18 protein-coding genes and 1 tRNA gene are annotated in these 17,926 nt (G+C 52.8%); 13 read left to right on the forward strand and 6 right to left on the reverse strand.

The window, feature by feature from the left end:
- Window positions 1-134 precede the first annotated feature (134 nt).
- Both proB and proA read left to right on the forward strand, forming a co-directional pair.
- Window positions 135-1,238 carry a glutamate 5-kinase gene (proB, locus tag PAT9B_RS04245; RefSeq protein ID WP_013508020.1) on the forward strand — a complete coding sequence of 368 codons (1,104 nt, stop codon included), beginning with the start codon at window positions 135-137 and terminating at the stop codon, window positions 1,236-1,238.
- A gap of 10 nt (window positions 1,239-1,248) precedes the next feature.
- A complete protein-coding gene (gene proA / locus PAT9B_RS04250) occupies window positions 1,249-2,502 on the forward strand; it encodes a glutamate-5-semialdehyde dehydrogenase (protein ID WP_013508021.1) in 1,254 nt (417 codons plus the stop codon).
- Between the two features lie 163 nt (window positions 2,503-2,665).
- On the opposite strand, the gene PAT9B_RS04255 is transcribed toward proA, so the two are convergent.
- Together PAT9B_RS04255 and PAT9B_RS04260 are read right to left on the reverse strand one after the other, a co-directional pair.
- Window positions 2,666-2,881: a YdgH/BhsA/McbA-like domain containing protein gene (locus tag PAT9B_RS04255; protein WP_013508022.1), complete on the reverse strand. Its 216-nt coding sequence runs from the start codon at window positions 2,879-2,881 to the stop codon at window positions 2,666-2,668.
- Between the two features lie 123 nt (window positions 2,882-3,004).
- Window positions 3,005-3,214 (reverse strand): YdgH/BhsA/McbA-like domain containing protein, encoded by a 210-nt coding sequence (locus PAT9B_RS04260; protein ID WP_013508023.1) that lies wholly within the window; start codon window positions 3,212-3,214, stop codon window positions 3,005-3,007.
- Between the two features lie 415 nt (window positions 3,215-3,629).
- On the opposite strand from PAT9B_RS04260, the gene PAT9B_RS04265 reads away from it, so the two are divergent.
- Window positions 3,630-3,705: transfer RNA gene (locus tag PAT9B_RS04265), tRNA-Thr, on the forward strand.
- 638 nt (window positions 3,706-4,343) lie between these two features.
- Here PAT9B_RS04265 and PAT9B_RS04270 read toward each other — a convergent pair.
- The 4 genes from PAT9B_RS04270 to PAT9B_RS04285 all read right to left on the reverse strand — a co-directional run bounded on the left by PAT9B_RS04270 (window position 4,344) and on the right by PAT9B_RS04285 (window position 7,802).
- Window positions 4,344-4,943, reverse strand: coding sequence for a hypothetical protein (locus tag PAT9B_RS04270; protein ID WP_013508024.1), 600 nt, complete (start codon window positions 4,941-4,943; stop codon window positions 4,344-4,346).
- A 14-nt stretch (window positions 4,944-4,957) separates the two neighbouring features.
- A complete protein-coding gene (locus PAT9B_RS04275) occupies window positions 4,958-5,254 on the reverse strand; it encodes a hypothetical protein (protein WP_013508025.1) in 297 nt (98 codons plus the stop codon).
- Window positions 5,255-5,470: 216 nt separating this feature from the next.
- The gene (locus tag PAT9B_RS04280) at window positions 5,471-6,175 is read right to left on the reverse strand and encodes a response regulator (RefSeq protein ID WP_013508027.1); all 705 of its coding nucleotides are present in this window, start codon (window positions 6,173-6,175) and stop codon (window positions 5,471-5,473) included.
- A complete protein-coding gene (locus tag PAT9B_RS04285) occupies window positions 6,165-7,802 on the reverse strand; it encodes a sensor histidine kinase (protein WP_013508028.1) in 1,638 nt (545 codons plus the stop codon). The genes PAT9B_RS04280 and PAT9B_RS04285 overlap by 11 nt, the downstream gene beginning before the upstream one ends.
- Before the next feature lie 334 nt (window positions 7,803-8,136).
- On the opposite strand from PAT9B_RS04285, the gene PAT9B_RS04290 reads away from it, so the two are divergent.
- The 10 genes from PAT9B_RS04290 to PAT9B_RS04340 all read left to right on the forward strand — a co-directional run bounded on the left by PAT9B_RS04290 (window position 8,137) and on the right by PAT9B_RS04340 (window position 17,914).
- Window positions 8,137-9,495 carry a 2-hydroxycarboxylate transporter family protein gene (locus PAT9B_RS04290; RefSeq protein WP_013508029.1) on the forward strand — a complete coding sequence of 453 codons (1,359 nt, stop codon included), beginning with the start codon at window positions 8,137-8,139 and terminating at the stop codon, window positions 9,493-9,495.
- Between the two features lie 25 nt (window positions 9,496-9,520).
- Complete coding sequence (locus tag PAT9B_RS04295) at window positions 9,521-10,384, forward strand: fumarylacetoacetate hydrolase family protein (protein WP_013508030.1); 864 nt, start codon at window positions 9,521-9,523, stop codon at window positions 10,382-10,384.
- A gap of 15 nt (window positions 10,385-10,399) precedes the next feature.
- Entirely contained in the window at window positions 10,400-11,419 is a 1,020-nt protein-coding gene (gene citC, locus PAT9B_RS04300) for a [citrate (pro-3S)-lyase] ligase (protein WP_013508031.1), read from the forward strand.
- A 17-nt stretch (window positions 11,420-11,436) separates the two neighbouring features.
- Window positions 11,437-11,730: a citrate lyase acyl carrier protein gene (citD, locus tag PAT9B_RS04305; RefSeq protein WP_013508032.1), complete on the forward strand. Its 294-nt coding sequence runs from the start codon at window positions 11,437-11,439 to the stop codon at window positions 11,728-11,730.
- Window positions 11,727-12,602 carry a citrate (pro-3S)-lyase subunit beta gene (citE, locus tag PAT9B_RS04310; protein WP_013508033.1) on the forward strand — a complete coding sequence of 292 codons (876 nt, stop codon included), beginning with the start codon at window positions 11,727-11,729 and terminating at the stop codon, window positions 12,600-12,602. The genes citD and citE overlap by 4 nt, the downstream gene beginning before the upstream one ends.
- A gap of 10 nt (window positions 12,603-12,612) precedes the next feature.
- Window positions 12,613-14,139 carry a citrate lyase subunit alpha gene (gene citF, locus PAT9B_RS04315; RefSeq protein ID WP_013508034.1) on the forward strand — a complete coding sequence of 509 codons (1,527 nt, stop codon included), beginning with the start codon at window positions 12,613-12,615 and terminating at the stop codon, window positions 14,137-14,139.
- Window positions 14,136-14,675 (forward strand): citrate lyase holo-[acyl-carrier protein] synthase, encoded by a 540-nt coding sequence (gene citX, locus PAT9B_RS04320; RefSeq protein ID WP_013508035.1) that lies wholly within the window; start codon window positions 14,136-14,138, stop codon window positions 14,673-14,675. Before citF ends, citX begins: the two co-directional genes overlap by 4 nt.
- Window positions 14,653-15,483, forward strand: a complete 831-nt coding sequence (gene citG / locus PAT9B_RS04325; protein ID WP_013508036.1) for a triphosphoribosyl-dephospho-CoA synthase CitG — start codon at window positions 14,653-14,655, stop codon at window positions 15,481-15,483. Before citX ends, citG begins: the two co-directional genes overlap by 23 nt.
- Window positions 15,484-15,625: 142 nt before the next feature.
- Window positions 15,626-16,090 (forward strand): DUF6130 family protein, encoded by a 465-nt coding sequence (locus PAT9B_RS04330; protein ID WP_013508037.1) that lies wholly within the window; start codon window positions 15,626-15,628, stop codon window positions 16,088-16,090.
- 846 nt (window positions 16,091-16,936) lie between these two features.
- Window positions 16,937-17,914, forward strand: coding sequence for a glycosyltransferase family 2 protein (locus PAT9B_RS04340; RefSeq protein WP_013508038.1), 978 nt, complete (start codon window positions 16,937-16,939; stop codon window positions 17,912-17,914).
- Window positions 17,915-17,926 lie beyond the last annotated feature (12 nt).

Below are 17,926 nucleotides of genomic sequence, written 5' to 3' on the forward strand. Positions count from 1 at the left end.
GTTAATTGCGAACTTTTGGTCTAGCGCATTGTCCGGGGATTTTTGTGCTTTTCCCCCGGTGGCTGTTGGCTTCCTTGCTCACTCCTGATAAAACGTCCCTTCGCAGAACTTTTTTCTTATATGGCAGGAAAAACATGAGTGGCAGTCAGACCCTTGTGGTCAAGTTGGGTACCAGCGTCCTCACCGGCGGTTCACGCCGACTGAACCGGGCGCACATGGTGGAGTTGGTTCGTCAGTGTGCTCAACAGCACGCGGCGGGCCATCGTATTGTTATCGTCACCTCGGGCGCGATGGCGGCCGGGCGCGAACACCTTGGTTACCCGGAACTGCCACCTACCATCGCCTCAAAGCAGCTGCTGGCTGCGGTGGGGCAGAGCCGTCTGATTCAATTGTGGGAACAGCTGTTCTCCATCTATGGCATTCATATTGGTCAGATGCTGCTGACCCGTGCGGATATGGAGGATCGCGAACGCTTCCTGTATGCGCGTGATACGCTGCGTGCGTTGCTCGACAACCATATCGTGCCGGTGATCAACGAGAACGATGCGGTTGCCACCGCCGAAATTAAAGTCGGCGATAATGACAACCTCTCGGCGCTGGCGGCAATGCTGGCGGGTGCTGACAAATTGTTGCTGCTGACCGATCAGCAGGGGTTATTTACCGCCGATCCACGTAGCAATCCGGAAGCGGAACTGATCAGCGATGTGCACCAGATCGACGATGCGCTGCGTACCCTCGCGGGCGGCAGCGTTTCAGGATTGGGCACTGGCGGTATGGCGACCAAGTTGCAGGCGGCGGATGTGGCTTGTCGCGCTGGGATCGACGTGATTATCGCGGCAGGAAGCCGTAGTAACGTGATCGGCGAAGTGATTGACGGCAAACCGGTCGGCACCCGTTTCCATGCCCAGCAAACGCCACTGGAAAACCGTAAACGCTGGATCTTTGGCGCACCACCGGCCGGTGAAATCACCGTCGATGATGGCGCGCTGGCCGCGATTCTTGAGCGTGGCAGCTCACTGCTACCGAAGGGAATCCGTGACGTGCAGGGTAACTTCTCGCGTGGGGAAGTGATCCGTATTCGCAGCCTTGAAGGGCGTGATATTGCCCACGGCGTAACGCGTTATAATAGCGATGCGATGCGCATGATCGCCGGGCATCACAGCCAGGAGATCGGTGAGATCCTCGGTTACGAATATGGCCCGGTAGCGGTGCACCGTGACGATATGATCGTCAGTTAAGGAGCGGATGATGTTAGAAGAAATGGGTAAAGCGGCGCGGGCAGCGTCGTACAAACTGGCGGAACTCTCCACCGCAGAAAAGAATCAGGTGCTGCTGACCATCGCCGATCGGCTGGAAGCGGAAAGCGCGGATATTCTCGCCGCCAATGAGCTGGATCTGGCTGATGCGCGCCAAAACGGCATGAGTGACGCGTTACTGGATCGTCTGACCCTCAATCCGCAGCGTCTAAAAGGCATTGCCGATGATGTGCGTCAGGTATGCCGTCTGGCGGATCCGGTGGGGCAATTGATTGATGGCGGCCTGCTCGACAGTGGCCTGCGTATTGAACGTCGCCGTGTACCGCTTGGCGTGGTGGGGGTGATTTATGAAGCGCGTCCCAATGTGACGGTGGACGTCGCTTCGCTGTGTCTGAAAACCGGTAATGCGGCGATTCTGCGCGGCGGTAAAGAGACATATCGGACTAACGGCGCGACCGTGCGGGTGATCCAGAATGCCCTGATGCAGCATGGCTTACCGGCGGGGGCAGTGCAGGCGATTGAGAACCCGGATCGCGAACTGGTGAATCAACTGCTGAAGCTGGATCGCTATGTCGACATGCTGATCCCGCGTGGTGGTGCTGGCTTGCATAAGCTGTGCCGGGAAAATTCCACCATCCCGGTCATCACCGGCGGAATTGGCGTGTGTCATCTCTATCTTGATGAAACCATGGAGACAGAGGCGGCACTGACGGTCATCGTTAACGCCAAAAAGCAGCGTCCAAGCGCCTGTAACTCACTGGAAACACTGCTGATTCATCGTGACCAGGTGGATCGTTTTATCCCGGCCTTCCTGCAACGGATGGCGGATGAGAAGATTGCGCTACACGCGGATGAAAACATTATTGGACTGGTGCAGAACGGCCCGGCCAGTGTGGTTGCCGTGCAGGCTGCTGAGTACGACGATGAATGGTTATCGAACGATCTCAACATCAAGCTGGTGGATAATATTGATGAGGCTATCGATCATATCCGGGTACACGGCACCCAGCACTCCGATGGCATCCTGACGCGCAGCATTGGTAATGCCAACCGCTTCGTTAACCAGGTGGATTCCTCGGCGGTGTACGTTAACGCCAGCACCCGCTTTACCGACGGCGGCCAGTTTGGTCTCGGTGCGGAAGTGGCAGTCAGCACACAAAAGCTGCATGCGCGCGGGCCAATGGGTCTGGAAGCGCTCACCACCTACAAGTGGATTGGCTGGGGCGACGATACGCCACGCGCTTGATGCGTTGCCAGATGAAAAACAGGCACCTATGTGGTGCCTTTTTTTTGTTAGTTACTGTACTAATCCGTAGCGGCGCGATTTATCGCGCAAATCTTCAGACTTCAGAAGCGAAAAAGGCCGCCTTGCGGCGACCTCTTCCGGCACGTCCCTGTACGACCATCCGTTATTTGTACAGTTCTGCGGTCATGTGAACACGGTTATTGGTGTTCGCTTCGGTAATTTTGTACTGTGCACCCTGCTGGGCTGCCTGTGCAGCGATTTTCGCTTCTGCACCGTCCAGCGTTGAAGAGGTCACAGAGATGCTCTGCGCGAAGCTGGCTGCTGACATCAGGGAAAGAGCGGCTACAGCGGCGATTGACAGTGCTTTGATAGTTTTCATGGTCTTAATCCTTAATTTGTCTGGTTGGAAGGCTGTGCGCCTTCGATGAAAGTAATAATAACTACAGTTATCGTTTCATGATTGATAATTAGTGCGATAACTGTGATCTTGCTAATTATTACCTTATTTAGTCAGTTCCGCTGACAGGTAAGCACCGTTGTCTACGCGTGCGCCGGTGATTTTGTAGGAAGCACCTGCCTGTTTTGCCTGCGCGGCGATTTTGGCTTCTGCGCCGTCCAGGGTTGAAGCGGAAGCGGTAATGCTCTGGGCAAAGCTGCCGAAAGAAACCAGTGACAGGGCAGCAACTGCAACGAAAGTTTTGATAGATTTCATGGTCATTTCCTCAGAAGTTTGTTTAGTCGGTGAGGCGTTGTGCCTCGATGTGAGAGAGAATAGACCTGTCGGGCGGCGAGGAAAAGCTGAGGGATTTGCTGATAAAATTCAAAAAAATTGAATGAAATTCGACCCAATAAATCGGGGTAATACTTTGCTGTTAAGCCAGAACCCCGGCGTAGCGGCGCGATTTATCGCGCTGTATTCAGGCTGCGCCGGGGGTTACAAACCCGCGCGATTAATCGCGCCGCTACACAATGTACTTTTACTGGGGAACACGAAGGTTTCGCCTTCGTTGCTTGTGATATGAACGGTTTTGACAGGGAATGCGGATAAATTCAGCCTGCGATACGTTGATCCTTGACTCGCCTGGCCGTTTTTTCTAATTTATTGCCCCGTAGTTCCCCACCGCAATGCCGGTATAGCTCAGTTGGTAGAGCAGCGCATTCGTAATGCGAAGGTCGTAGGTTCGACTCCTATTACCGGCACCAGTCGCACTTTTTTCATTAAAATCAATTAGTTGAATGATTTTCTCATGCATTCTTGTCTGCATTGATTGTTGGTGATTTTGTCTCTCACATTGCCGGGTTGTGCTAATTGGCATGTGGGAGATTAGCATGGCACGGCTTGTAGTTGCCAGGCTCAAACAAGCATCATCAACTTGAAGCCCTATGACGTGCCAGCGTCTTAAATTCTCTCCCAAACAGCGGCGCTTGCAACGACCTTAGCGCGGGATAAACAGGCGATTGATGGGATTCCTAACCAGCACGGGAAAGCGGCTGGCTCTGCCCCGTTTCATGCACACGATAGTGTATACCTGACTTACTGTTGCTACCGCTGAGATCACTGATGATACTGTAAGCATCCCGGTAAACCGGACCATTCACATTTAGAGATCTTCCGGCATACTGATTATGTTCCTGGAGGAGATCGCCATGCGCAAAGCACGATGCCTTTCGCCATTCCCTGGTCCTGTGTTGTCCCTGTATCGTCAGCGGGGGAGTCTACTTTTTAATCAGAGGCGAGTAAGTCAGCAAAAAACCATTGATGCAGGTAAATTCAAATAATGTGAAGCTGCTCTGATTAAAAGGCGCAGTCGTCTTTAGTCTGATCACCATTAAATGGTATCTTAGGCTAATGCAGCCGCAACGTTTCTTAATTCAGAAAGTTGTTCAGGTTTTTCATTCTGCACAATATCTTCATTGATCTTCAGTATCACGGCTTTAATCACATCGGTGTTCTTTTTTAGATGGTGCTTTACCATGATTTCATTAAGTTCGTTAAGTTGCCATGTGTTTATTTTTATCGAAATTCTTTTCGAGGCCTTGGCTTTGGCCAAATCACCGTTTAATAGCTTGGCTAAATCCTGCTGTTCATAACGTCCTGAGTTTAATGCATGAATATAATAAAGAATTAACGCACGGCTGAAACTATCATCCAGAGCGGGATTTATTTTTTGCGAGGCTACATTCAAAATGTCGAGGAAATGCGCTGGCACCCTTACTTCTAAAGATGATTTTATCTTATTGTATTCTTCTTTTATCTTCGGTGTAGATTGCGCAGGGATGCTAACGACGGCATGACATTTATCACAAACGGCCGCCAAGATATTTTTAACCGTGCCACTTTTATCATTAAAATCGACATCGCGTAATAAATAGGTCGCTTGACCTTTCCCACAGTTATGGCAGATAACCTGTCGTGTATCACCCTCTTTAACGATTCTCATTTTAACCCTCCAGACTACTGATGAACGCTGATAAAGATAATATCTGGCTCAATGAAATAAAATTTCACGTACCAATAACAGCCATCTTTAAACGGGCGACATAGATGAACATTGATGGTACGGTCCTGATGATGGGGGCTATAGCTATATTGATCTCCAGATGTTTTCTGTATCAAAGAGATAACATACTCTTCATCTATTTCCCCGACAGAGAACAGATTCTTGGTATCAATATTGGTTCTTGCTTCATGATCATAGGCTCCCTTTATCAGGCAGGCTATGGCTTCATGTTTTATCTCTTTAAAACCCATTTTACAGTCCTTGTATTTTGTACGATTAGTTTCGTACAGTCAAGTGTTGCCGCACTTGAGAGATAAGTTACGTTATGGTGGGCTTAACTGTATGATTTTTAGATTAAAATCACTTTGCAGGCTGGATCGAAAGTATACGATGTTCTTTAATCACCGGGTATCGATGACGATTGAGTTTGAGATAAGCCGCGCAGAAATCCATATCCACACCGGCCATCATGCCCCGTGTTCCCCCTCAACCCGCCGATACATCCTTCTCGGATGACCAATCTTGCCGTACTGCATCTCCACCGCCAGAAAGCCCGCATCCACGCAATGCTCCAGATAACGCCGAGTGGTGGTTTTGCTTAGTCCGGTTTCGTTCACCACTTCATCCACTGAAAAACAGCGCAGAGCAGACTCGGCAAACATTTTTTGCACCAACGCCAGCGTCTTCTCTTCAATGCCTTTGCTACCGCTATCCTGGCGGTAATTTTTCGCCTGAAGTTGATAGAGCGAATCAACGTTTTGCTGATCGACAATCTTCCACACTCGCTGTTGCTCGGCAAACTGCACAAACCGTTCCAGCGATTGGCTTAAACGCTTCCAGGAAACGGGCTTGAGGATATAGTCGAAGGCACCATTACGGATTGCCTGGCTACAGGTGTCCATATCGCTGGCGGCAGTGATGAAAATCACCGAACAGTTGGCGTGCAGAACCAGCGGATCGCTGATTAGCGTGATGCCTTTACCGTCCGGCAGGTAATTGTCGAGCAGCACCAGTTTAGGCTGTTTGCTCTCCATCAACACCCGAGCTTCTGCCAGTGATGAGGCCATCCCCACCAGTCGTAAGCGCGGATGTTCACTGATCAATTCGGCATGCAATTGCGCGAGGGTGTTTTCATCTTCAACAATCAATACATCTATCAGATCAGGTTGCATAGTACTGTTCTTCCAGCGTCGGAACGGGTCGCGCCTGGTCGCCCATTTCAGGAATAAATAAGGAAAAAATCGTGCCGCGCGGGGCATTGTTGGAGACTTCAATCGACCCACTTACCTGCGTGACATAACTGGCGATTAAATACAGGCCGATGCCATGGTCACCACTGCGTTTGGTGGTCATCCCGCGTTCAAAAATATGTTCCCGGATCGTCGGATCGATACCGATACCCCGATCCGCGACCTCGATTATAAGCTCCCGATCGTTAAGCAGGATCAGTACCTCCACCGGTTCGTGTGGGTGAGGGGAACGCTGTGTGGCCTCAATGGCGTTATCCAGCAGGTTGCCAATGATAGAGATCAGCTCTGCTTCCCCCAGCGTGCGGCAAGGGCGCACCATCTCGCAGAGCGGATCAAACACCAACTCCACCCCTTTTTCACGTGCGCGTGCTGCTTTGCCCAACAGCAAGCCGCATAGCGTTGGCGAGCTAAAGCGTGCAGAAATGAAGTCCAGCAGCTCCTGCGCATGTTCAGACTGAGCCTGAATGTAGCGTACCGCTTCGTCGTAGCGTCCCAGATGCAACAGGCCAGAGAGCGTCGTCATTCGGTTCAACTGTTCATGGCGCATGATGCGCAGGTTATCGACATAGCGTTTGACCTGACTGAGCTGCGCACTGAGGCTATCGATCTCATTTCGGTCACGAAAGGTGATCACCCACCCCTGCAATTCATCCTCCAGCATAATCCGTACCCGGCTGGCGATCACCGTTAACTGATTGAAACGACAGATTTCGTCGTGGGTATCATTCTCCAGTATCACGTCGCGGGTGAAAAAGGGCACTGGAGCAATAACCTCGCCGATGGGATGCCCACGTAACATACGGGTTGGCTGGCTCAAGCCTAAAAGTTTACGTGCCGCCTGGTTGATCACTTCAATACGCAGTTCACTATCGACGGCAATCACCCCTTCATAGATGCATTCCATCATCGCTTTCTGTTGACGCACCAGCAGACCAATTTCCCGTGGTTCCAGCGAGAAGATCTGCTTTTTAATCCCGCGCGTGAAAAACCAGGAAAAGATAAACAGGGCAGCCAGCAATAGCACGGCGGCGATAAAGATATTGATCACTTTACTCAGCGTAATGGTGTCGAGGTAGCTGGTGAGATAGCCCACCGAGATAATGCCGATCACCTGATGGTTATCGTCAAATATCGGCGCTTTGCTGCGCAGGGATATTCCCAGCCCCCCTTTGCGAATGGTGGTGGTGCTGGTTCCCCGCAATACCGCATCGTTGTCACCGCCAATCAGCTTTTTGCCGACCACATCACCATGGGCCGAATGAAAAAGATGAATGCCTTTATTATCCCCAACCACAATAAAACTGGCATCGCTATGCAACACCACCTGATGCATAAACTGGTTAATCGCCGGAATATCTTTGTCTGCGACGGCCTTGCGCAAATTCGGAATAATCGCGATCTCTTCCGCCTGTATTTTTGCCCTAGTGCTCATTTCCTGATAAAGCTGGCGACTGACATCCTGGTAATAATACACGCCAAGCAAAACAAACAGGCCGGAGAAGAACAGCACCAGAGAGATAAAAAGTTTGATTTGGAAGGATAGCTTCATAACGGCACGCACCACAGCCAGCAAAGCGCCAATGTATCATTTTTTATCATTATTGTGTGTGCTTTACTGGAAACTTGTGATCCCTTGCACAGCAAGATATGGCGCAAAAAATGGCATGTTAAGTACTCATTTTTGGAAATGTTATTAACTTGTACCTCCTGATATAAAAACCATTAAAACCACGCCAATAATTAAGGTGTAAATCACAGAAAATAAAAGAAACCATAAAAACCATAGATGCCATTAAAACTCCGGTTTTATTATGCATTCCCTCACATAACCTGCGCCATTAGCCCTTTACCCTGAAGGCACAAAATAACCAAGGGGCTTAATTATGAGCACAACTGACGATTCGTTTTCTGTTACCTCTGAATCATTGGCGATTCAAAAGAAATCACTTAAGGACCGCTGGTGGCATATTATGGATACCTGGAAAATCGGGATAATTCCATTGCCATTATTCCTGCTGGCCGGGGCGTTAATTGCTATCGATTGTTTTGGTGGCAAGTTACCCAGCGATATCGTGGTGATGGTCGCGACACTGGCGTTTTTCGGTTTTGCCTGTGGAGAGTTTGGCAAACGTCTGCCGATTGTGGGTAAGCTGGGAGCCGCCGCGATTTGCGCCACCTTTATCCCTTCGGCGATGGTCTATTATGGCCTGCTGCCCGATGTGGTGGTGGAATCCACCACCAAATTCTATAAATCGACCAACATCCTTTATCTCTATATCTGCTGCATTATTGTCGGCAGCATCATGAGTATGAACCGCACTACGTTGATTCAGGGCTTTCTGCGTATTTTCTTCCCGATGCTGTGCGGTGAAATCGTCGGCATGCTGGTCGGTATGGGCGTTGGCCTGATGCTCGGCATGGAACCCTTCCAAATCTTCTTCTTTATCATTCTGCCGATCATGGCCGGTGGCGTGGGTGAAGGTGCCATTCCACTCTCGATTGGCTACGCCACACTGCTGCATATGGATCAAGGTGTTGCACTCGGTCGCGTGTTGCCGATGGTCATGCTGGGTGGCCTGACAGCGATCATCATCTCGGGATGTCTGAATCAACTCGGTAAGCGTTTCCCGCATTTGACCGGGGAAGGCCAACTGATGCCGAACCGCAGCAATGGCGACACCAAAACGCCGGAAGCGGCACCGGGTAAAACCGATGTCACCACCATTGCCGCAGGGGCGCTGCTGGCGGTACTGCTGTACATGATCGGTATGCTCGGCCACAAATTGATTGGTCTGCCTGCGCCGGTTGGCATGTTGTTTGTCGCGGTGCTGATCAAGCTGGCACACGGTGTTTCACCACGCCTGCTGGAAGGTTCGCAGGTGGTGTACAAATTCTTCCAGACCTCCGTGACCTATCCCATCCTGTTTGCGGTGGGTGTCGCCATTACGCCGTGGGAGGAACTGGTGCATGCCTTCACCATCAATAATCTGCTGGTGATCGTCAGCACCGTTTCGGCGCTGGTCGCCACGGGTTTCTTCGTCGGCAAAAAGATTGGCATGCATCCTATTGATGTCGCCATCGTCTCCTGCTGCCAGAGCGGCCAGGGCGGGACCGGGGATGTCGCCATCCTCACGGCGGGTAACCGTATGAGCCTGATGCCATTTGCTCAGATTGCCACCCGTATTGGCGGTGCGATCAACGTCTCGGTATCGCTGCTTATCCTCGGTAATTTCCTCGTCTGATTCATGCATTACAGGAACGAAGAATATGAAACTTGCAAGCTTTGTCCATCAGGGAAAGCGTAGCTACGGCATCGTCAGGGATGATGGTGTGATCGATTTGGGCCGCCGTCTGGGTGGTCGCTACGCCGATTTAAAATCGCTGCTCGCTGCCAACGCATTATCAGAAGCGCAGCTGCTCAGTGAAGAAGTACCGGATCTGCGCTTTAGCGATCTGGCATGGTTACCGGTGATTGATAACCCAGGGAAGATTCTTTGCGTCGGCATGAACTACGCCGAAAAACGCAAAGAGTTTGATCAACACAACCCGGCACCGACGTTGTTTGTGCGTTTTGCCGACTCGCAAACCGGCCATAATGCGCCGGTCCTGAAACCGCGCCATTCCAGCGAATTTGATTATGAAGGCGAGCTGGCGGTGATCATTGGTCAAAGTGGTGAGGATATCGCCCGTGAGGATGCGCTGAACCATGTGGCGGGCTACAGCTGTTATATGGATGGTTCGGCGCGTGACTGGCAGCACACCTGGTTTACCGCCGGAAAAAACTGGCGGCAGACCGGCGCATTTGGTCCGTGGATGACTACCGCCGATGAAATCCCGGACCCGCATCAGCTGGCGATCCGTACCTGGCTGAATGGCCGGAAGGTGCAGGATGACAACACCGCCAGCATGATCCACAACATCGCCGAACTTATCGAGTACATCAGCACCTTCACCAGCCTGCATGCGGGTGACGTCATCATTACCGGTTCGCCGGGCGGCGTGGGTAAGAAACGCAATCCGCCGCTGTTTATGCAGGCAGGCGATCGCATCGAAGTGGAGATCGAAAATATCGGTCATCTCAGCAATGTGATCATGGATGCACCCGCGCACGCGCTGACGGCGACGCACTGAGGCGCAGGCGAGATTATGCAACCACGACCCCCCATCGACTTCCGCATCGCGGAAGTCAGCGGTAATCCCCGGCGGCGCGAAACTATCCGCGCGCTGCTGGCGGATAGCGGATTAGGTATGGACAGCGACATCACCACTTTTGTTGAGGCCTGGTCGGACGATCGGCTGGTGGGCTGTGCCGGTCTTGTCGCTAACGTCATCAAATGTGTCGCCATTGATGAGCAGTGGCGCGGCGAAAATCTCAGCGCGCAGTTACTGGCAGAAGTGGCGCATCTGGCACTGGCGCGCGGGCATTTTCATTTGTTCCTGTGTACCCGTCCCTGCAACCGGGAGCGATTCCAGCGCAACGGCTTTTGGCCGGTGGTGCAGAGCGGGGAGAACGCCATTCTGCTGGAAAACACCCCGTCAGGCATTCAGCGCTACTGCCGCTCATTGCAGGCCAGTCGTGTTGACGGGCAGCGTATTGGCGCGATTGTGATGAACGCCAACCCTTTTACGCTGGGACATCGTTATCTGGTGGAGCAGGCAGCAGCACGCTGTGACTGGTTGCATTTGTTTGTGGTCAGTGAAGACGCCTCGTTCTTCCCCTTTAGTGCCCGCTGGAAAATGGTGCAGAGCGGCACTGCCCACCTGCCGAATATCACTTTGCATGAAGGTTCTCAGTACATCATCTCGCGTGCCACCTTTCCGGCCTATTTCCTGAAAGAGAGCGGCAAAGTGCAGCAGGCGTGGAGTGAGATCGACTTGCTGTTGTTCCGCAACCATATCGCCCCGGCGCTGGGCATTACCCATCGCTTTATCGGTAGCGAACCCTTTTGTGAGATCACCCGCCAGTACAACCACAGCATGCATCAACTGCTGACTGGCGCGGTCGAGGTGGTGGAAATCCCCCGAATCAAAGCGGCTGGCCATGCCATCTCGGCCTCGGAAGTGCGGCGCTTACTAAAAACACACCAGTTTTCCCGTATTCGGGAAATTGTACCGGATACCACTTTTGCGCATCTTGCAACCCATTACAGCGCGGAAGTTGCTTAAAAATCAGGAATATAAATATGAAAATTGTGAGGGAGGCACTGGCAGGAACCATGGAATCCAGTGACCTGATGGTAAAAATCGCCCCTGCGGGAGGCGACCTTGAAGTGGTGATTCACAGCGAGGTGATCAAGCAGTTCGGCGACCAGATTCGCCAGGTGGTGCACAGCACGCTACGTGACATGCAGGTCCATCAGGGCTTAATCATCATCGAAGACAAAGGTGCGCTGGATTGTGTGATCCGCGCCCGTCTGCAAAGCGCCATACTGCGCGCCGCGCCAGATGCGGAGATCGATTGGGGGAAACTGCTATGAGGAAACTACGTCGTAGCATGCTGTTCCTGCCGGGGGCCAATGCGGCCATGCTCTCCACCGCGTTTATCTATCGGCCCGATTCGATCATGTTTGATCTGGAGGACGCGGTAGCGCTCCGGGAAAAAGATACCGCGCGTCTGTTGGTATTCCATGCGTTGCAGCACCCGATGTACCAGGACATTGAGACCGTGGTGCGTATCAACCCCTTGCACACGCCGTTTGGTTTACCGGATCTGGAGGCGGTGGTGCGTGCTGGCGTTGATGTGGTGCGCTTGCCGAAAACCGATACCCCGGAAGATATCTATGAACTGGAGCGCCACCTCGAACGAATCGAACTGGCCTGTGGGCGGGAAGTGGGGTCCACCCGGGTGATGGCAGCGATTGAATCTGCGATTGGGGTGATCAATGCCGTCGCGATCGCGCGCAGCTCTCAGCGACTGATTGGCATCGCACTGGCGGCGTTCGATTACGTGATGGATATGCAAACCGAACGCGGCGACGGTACGGAGCTGTTCTATGCCCGTTGCGCGGTGCTGCACGCCGCGCGTGCTGCCGGAATCGACGCCTTTGATGTGGTGTGGTCCGACGTAAATGATGAAGCGGGTTTCCTGCGTGAAGTCGAGCTGATCCGCAAAATGGGTTTTAACGGTAAATCCTTGATCAATCCACGCCAGATTGATCTGCTGCACAACGCCTATGCTCCCACGCAACAGGAAGTCGATCATGCACAGCGCGTGATCGAAGCGGCGGAAGAAGGGGAACGTAATGGCCTCGGCGTGGTGTCGCTGAACGGCAAAATGATCGACGCCCCGATTATTAATCATGCACAGATGGTGCTGGAACGTGCGGCGGCATCCGGCGTGCGGCGTTAAGGAAAAAATCATGAATCAGACAGAACTTCTTCACGTTAATTTTCCGCATCTGCGTGAGTTAAAACCCTTTGCAAGCGCTCATTATGCCACGCCGTGGCTGGCGGATATCCATGCGAAACACACCCGTAAATTGTGCGCTTCGCTGGATGACGCGATTGCACGCAGTGGCTTGCAGGATGGCATGACGATCTCCTTCCACCATGCGTTTCGCGAAGGTGATCAGGTTATCAACACGGTCGTGGCAGCGCTGGCACGCCTTGGATTTAAAAATCTGACACTGGCTTCCAGCTCTTTGATGACTTGTAACGATGCATTGATCGAGCATATCCGCAGCGGGGTGATCACCAGGATCTATACCTCCGGGATGCGCGGCAAACTGGCAGAGGCGATTTCTCATGGGCTGATGAAAGAACCGGTGCAGATCCACTCCCACGGTGGGCGGGTGAAATTGTTGCAGGATGGCGAATTGCACATCGATGTCGCGTTTCTCGGTGTGCCGTGCAGCGATGAGTTTGGCAATGCCAATGGTACGCAAGGCCGATCCGCATGCGGCTCGCTGGGTTATGCGATGGTCGATGCCCGGTTTGCTGACAAAGTGGTGTTGCTGACCGAAGAACTGGTGCCGTTTCCCAATATGCCCGCCAGCCTCGGGCAGGAGCAGGTGGATCTTATCGTTCAGGTTGCCAGCGTGGGCGATCCGGCAAAAATCAGCGTCGGCGCGGCGCGGGTCACCAGCAACCCACGTGAACTGATGATTGCCCGCTATGCCGCTGATGTGATTGAGCATTCCGGCTATTTTCGCGCGGGTTTTTCCATGCAAACCGGTTCGGGCGCGGCGGCCACGGCGGCTACCCGTTTTATGGAAGAAAAAATGACGCGCCACGGGGTGAAAGCGCGTTTTGCCCTTGGCGGCATTACCGGTGGCCTGGTCGATCTGCACGAAAAAGGGTTGATCGAAAAATTACTCGATACCCAGTGCTTCGACAGCGAAGCGGCGGCCTCACTGCATCGCAACCCGAACCATGTGGAAATCTCCACCGATGTGTATGCCAACCCCGGCGGCAAAGCGGCCAGTTGCGATCAATTGGATGTGGTGATCCTCAGCGCGTTAGAAATTGACGTTGATTTCAACGTGAACGTGATTACCGGGTCTGATGGCGTGATGCGTGGGGCTTCGGGTGGTCACTGTGATGTGGCTGCCGCGGCAAACCTGACGATTGTGGTCGCGCCTTTACTGCGCAGCCGCATTCCAACGGTGGTAAAACGCGTGACAACCCGACTGACGCCGGGAGAGAGCATTGATGTGCTGGTGACGGACCACGGAATCGCGGTGAACCCGGCGCGTCCGGAAATCCGCGAGCGTTTGCTGGCGGCGGGGCTGAAAATTGTTGATATCGCTACGCTGTATCAGCGAGCGGTGTCGCTGACCGGGGAACCTAAACCGATCGCCTTTACTGACCGTATTGTCGGGGTGATCCGCTATCGCGATGGCAGCGTGATTGACGTTGTCCGCCAGGTTAAAGAGGACGATCTATGACCATGATGACGCCCGTGCGAGCGGGCGTCAGTCTTACAGCGCTGCTGGCGGCGAAAGAGGTTCGCGCGGCGCGTCAGGCTGACTGGCTCTCTCGCTATCAACAACCGATTATCTCCCTGACGCTGGTGACGCCGGGTGCGGTGAAGGACAGCATCCGTTATCGCAACACCATGGGGGTGGCATTGCAGGCTTGCGACCAACTGCTTTGGCAGCATCGCTGGCCGGTGTTGGCCCACCAGGTATTGTGGCTGGAGACTGGCCCGGAAGCATTGTGGTGCGTGGAGCATCCGGCAGTGGAAATCAAAGCGCAGTGCGTTGAACTGGAACAAACTTTCCCGCTTGGCAGGTTGTGGGATTTTGACGTGTTTTGCCCGCAGCAGGGACAAATTGGGCGGCAATCGCTGGATTTGCACACCCGGCGTTGTCTGGTTTGTGATCAACCGGCGCATGGTTGCGCCCGTTCGCGTCGCCATCCGCTTGAAGAGGTTGTGGCGCGTGTGGAGAACATGATTGATGGCTGGTTTGCTCGCGATTAATGTGGCCGAGCCAGACGTGCCCGGCCTGGCGGCGCAGGCGCTACGTCTGGAACTGGATTTGACCCCCAAACCCGGGCTGGTGGATCGCGCCAATAACGGTTCACATCAGGATATGAACCATGCCCTGCTGTTAACCAGCATTGCGGCCATCACGCCATGGTTGACGGTTTTTGCCAACATCGGGTTTGAGTATGCGCAGCATCCCGCAACGGAACAGTTGCGCCTGCTTCGTCCGGCGGGCATTGCCTGTGAGCAGGCGATGTTCGCCGCCACCGGTGGGGTGAACACTCACAAAGGCGGTATTTTTTCCCTGGGATTGCTGTGCTGTGCCGCCGGGCGTTTGCAGGGGCTGAACCGTGCGGTTGACGCGACCAGCCTGTGTCGTCAGGTCAGTGAGATCTGTTGCGGGCTGGTGGCGCGCGAACTGCTTAACCGCAAAAGCTGTTGCACTGCCGGAGAACGGCAGTTTCGAGACTATGGTTTGACGGGGGCGCGCGGTGAGGTCGAAAGCGGCTTCGCCACAGTTCGCAACGCCGTGCTGCCGTTCTGGCATCTGGAGCAGGGCGAGCGCCAGTTGCAGCACGCCTTACTACGCCTGATGGCGTCGAATCCGGACAGCAATCTGCTGTCACGTGGCGGTAGGGCAGGGTTGCGCTATGTGCAGCGCTATGCCGCGCTGCTGCTGGCTACCGGGTGGGATAACGCCGCGCTGCGTCAGATGGATCAGGCGTTAATGGCTCGGCGTTTAAGCCCTGGCGGCAGCGCCGATCTGCTGGCCGTCGCCTGGGTGTTAGCGGCACTCGCTTAAGCGTGGTTTTTGGTTACGTTCTGTATCTGGCATGGGCGGCGTTACAGAGCAATACATAACGCGCCATCGGCCAAATAAACCGGATACATCCGTGTGGTCTCCTGTGTTGGTTGTTATTTACCCCCTCACAGGAGCCACCATCATGCTGCGTAGACTAATCCTCATTTCACCCATTTTGTTCTCATCTGCCACCTGCGCGTGGGCTGCCGAGCTGGGCGGCCTCAGTGCCGGTGATGTGCTGGGACCGGCCGCTGTCGCGCCATTAGAGAAACCACAGCCGCCAGCAAGGCTGATCGTCGATGCTCCACTGGCCGGGCCATTACGCAAAGGTGCGGTATTTATTCAGTATCGCGCGGAGAACCTGCGTATTGAGCCAGTATTTGGCCCGGAAGCGTTAAAGGTCACGCCGCGTATCGGCCATATCCACGTCATTGTTGACGACAACCCCTGGCATTGGGCTGACGCCAGCGGTGAACCGGTGATTTTGGTGGGGCTGGCGGCGGGTAAGCACAAAGTGACCATCATCCTTGCTGATCCCACACATAAACCGCTGGACAGCAAAACCGTGGAATTTACCGTGCCCGCGCAGGTAACCGCGCAGCATTAACCGATGGTTGAAGGAAGCGCGTGTATAACAGCTACGGGTGACAGTGGAATAATGGTGACGGTGATAACGCCATGACAGAAATATTTTGGTACATCACCTTACATTATTCTCACTTTATTCCTGGTCTGGCGCGGGTCATTGCTAATCAATCGATAAATTCTTAATTCACGCTGGCTAATCTATTCCGCAATACCCCGGGTTTATAACCGATGCGGAAATTCCGGTTTGATATAGTGAGCATTGACCTTATAACCGCGCCCGGTAAGATTGCCGGACAAAGTTTTGAAATAGATCGCATTTTTGAGGCCCCCAGCCTGTTGCGGCGCGGTCGCGATGTCCGCGCTGAAATAAACCCTGTTGCATGTTATGAGGAGTATTAACCGCTCCGGCGTAATAAAAATGCAGGACATACAGCAAGATCATTAATGTTGTGTCCGTAATGAAACGGCCCATTTTTAGATGCACCTTTTCATTCCGGCACGGCAATTCAAGTGACTGAAATTCAACTGAACTCGAATGCGTGCAGCGTGGGTCTCTTTTGCCAAAAAAAAGTGAATTTACCTCGGGTATTTAACTGGCGACCGTCAGCCAGGGGCGGTAGCGTGTATTTTTCTTGCCTTCTCTCAATATTTAAATTGTCCTGTTTTTCTGGCGTAATTCTTAATAGGTGATTTTTATATCCTCCTTGTTTTTCTCCATTTTTTCATCTGAGGAAACTCCGAAATAAAGCGGGAATAAATCATAAGGTGAATGCAAGCATCATGCGGACATAGCAATTTTCTGTAGCGGCGCGATTTATCACGCAGGCTGAATGGTATTTATTCGTTTCAATGAGCCAGAGGTCACATGCTAAATCCTTTAAACGACGTGTTATTCAGCGTCATCGTACCGGTGTATAACGCCGCAGCGTATCTGGAGAGATGCATTGATAGCTTGTTACAGCAGGATGAGCCGCGTTTTGAGGTCATTTTTATTAACGATGGTTCGACTGACCACTCGCTATCGTTGCTGCAAAATTATGCGCACTATCCGCATTTTCACATTATCAATCAAGCCAATGGGGGCGTCTCATCCGCGCGTAATCAGGGGATTCGGGCTTCGCGGGGCAAATTTCTTTGCTTTCTCGATGCCGACGATTTTCTACCGGCCACTGCGTTTTCGACCTGGTTGCGTCTGATGCAGCAAAACGTTTGCATGGTGGTGGGACAGTCGCAGCATTTTACCCCGCAGGGGCAGCCGCTGGATTTTCCGGTGGCGTCGGATCAAACCAGCCTGATGACAGTGTCAGCCGCAATTAACGAGCTGCTCTACTTTACGCCGCGCCACGGTATTTGCGACAAGGTGTTTCGTGGCGATGTGATTCGCCAGCACCATCTGCGTTTTAATGAAGAGATTTATAACTTTGAGGATCTACTGTTTGTGATGAATTATCTCTGGCTGCAACAACAGCGCCAGGTCGTGTTCTCCGACGCAGTAGTTTATCACTACGTTAAATCTGCTCACTCGGCAACCCGATCGTCATTACAGGAAAAGCATTTTTCGTTTGTGCGCTCCTTTAGCAGCATGAAAGCATTTTTGTCGGTGCAGCATAGCCGTTGTTATTACCATCTCTATCTGAAGGTCGCCTCCTCCTATATCTACAAAGCGATAACTGGCGAAGGATTCAGTCGCGACTTTATTGATGAATATATTGCACTTTATCGCCGGTGTTTTAAATCCTATCTCTCCTCGGGGCTGATGATGAATGGCTGGAGTCTGTACTTCACGCTTTTTTTTCTCAGTCCACGCCTGGTTTCGCGTCTGCGTAAGTTGGCACGAAAATAATTTATTCTGAGG

Origin of the sequence: Pantoea sp. At-9b, assembly GCF_000175935.2 — a bacterium.
In the GTDB taxonomy this organism is placed as follows: domain Bacteria; phylum Pseudomonadota; class Gammaproteobacteria; order Enterobacterales; family Enterobacteriaceae; genus Pantoea.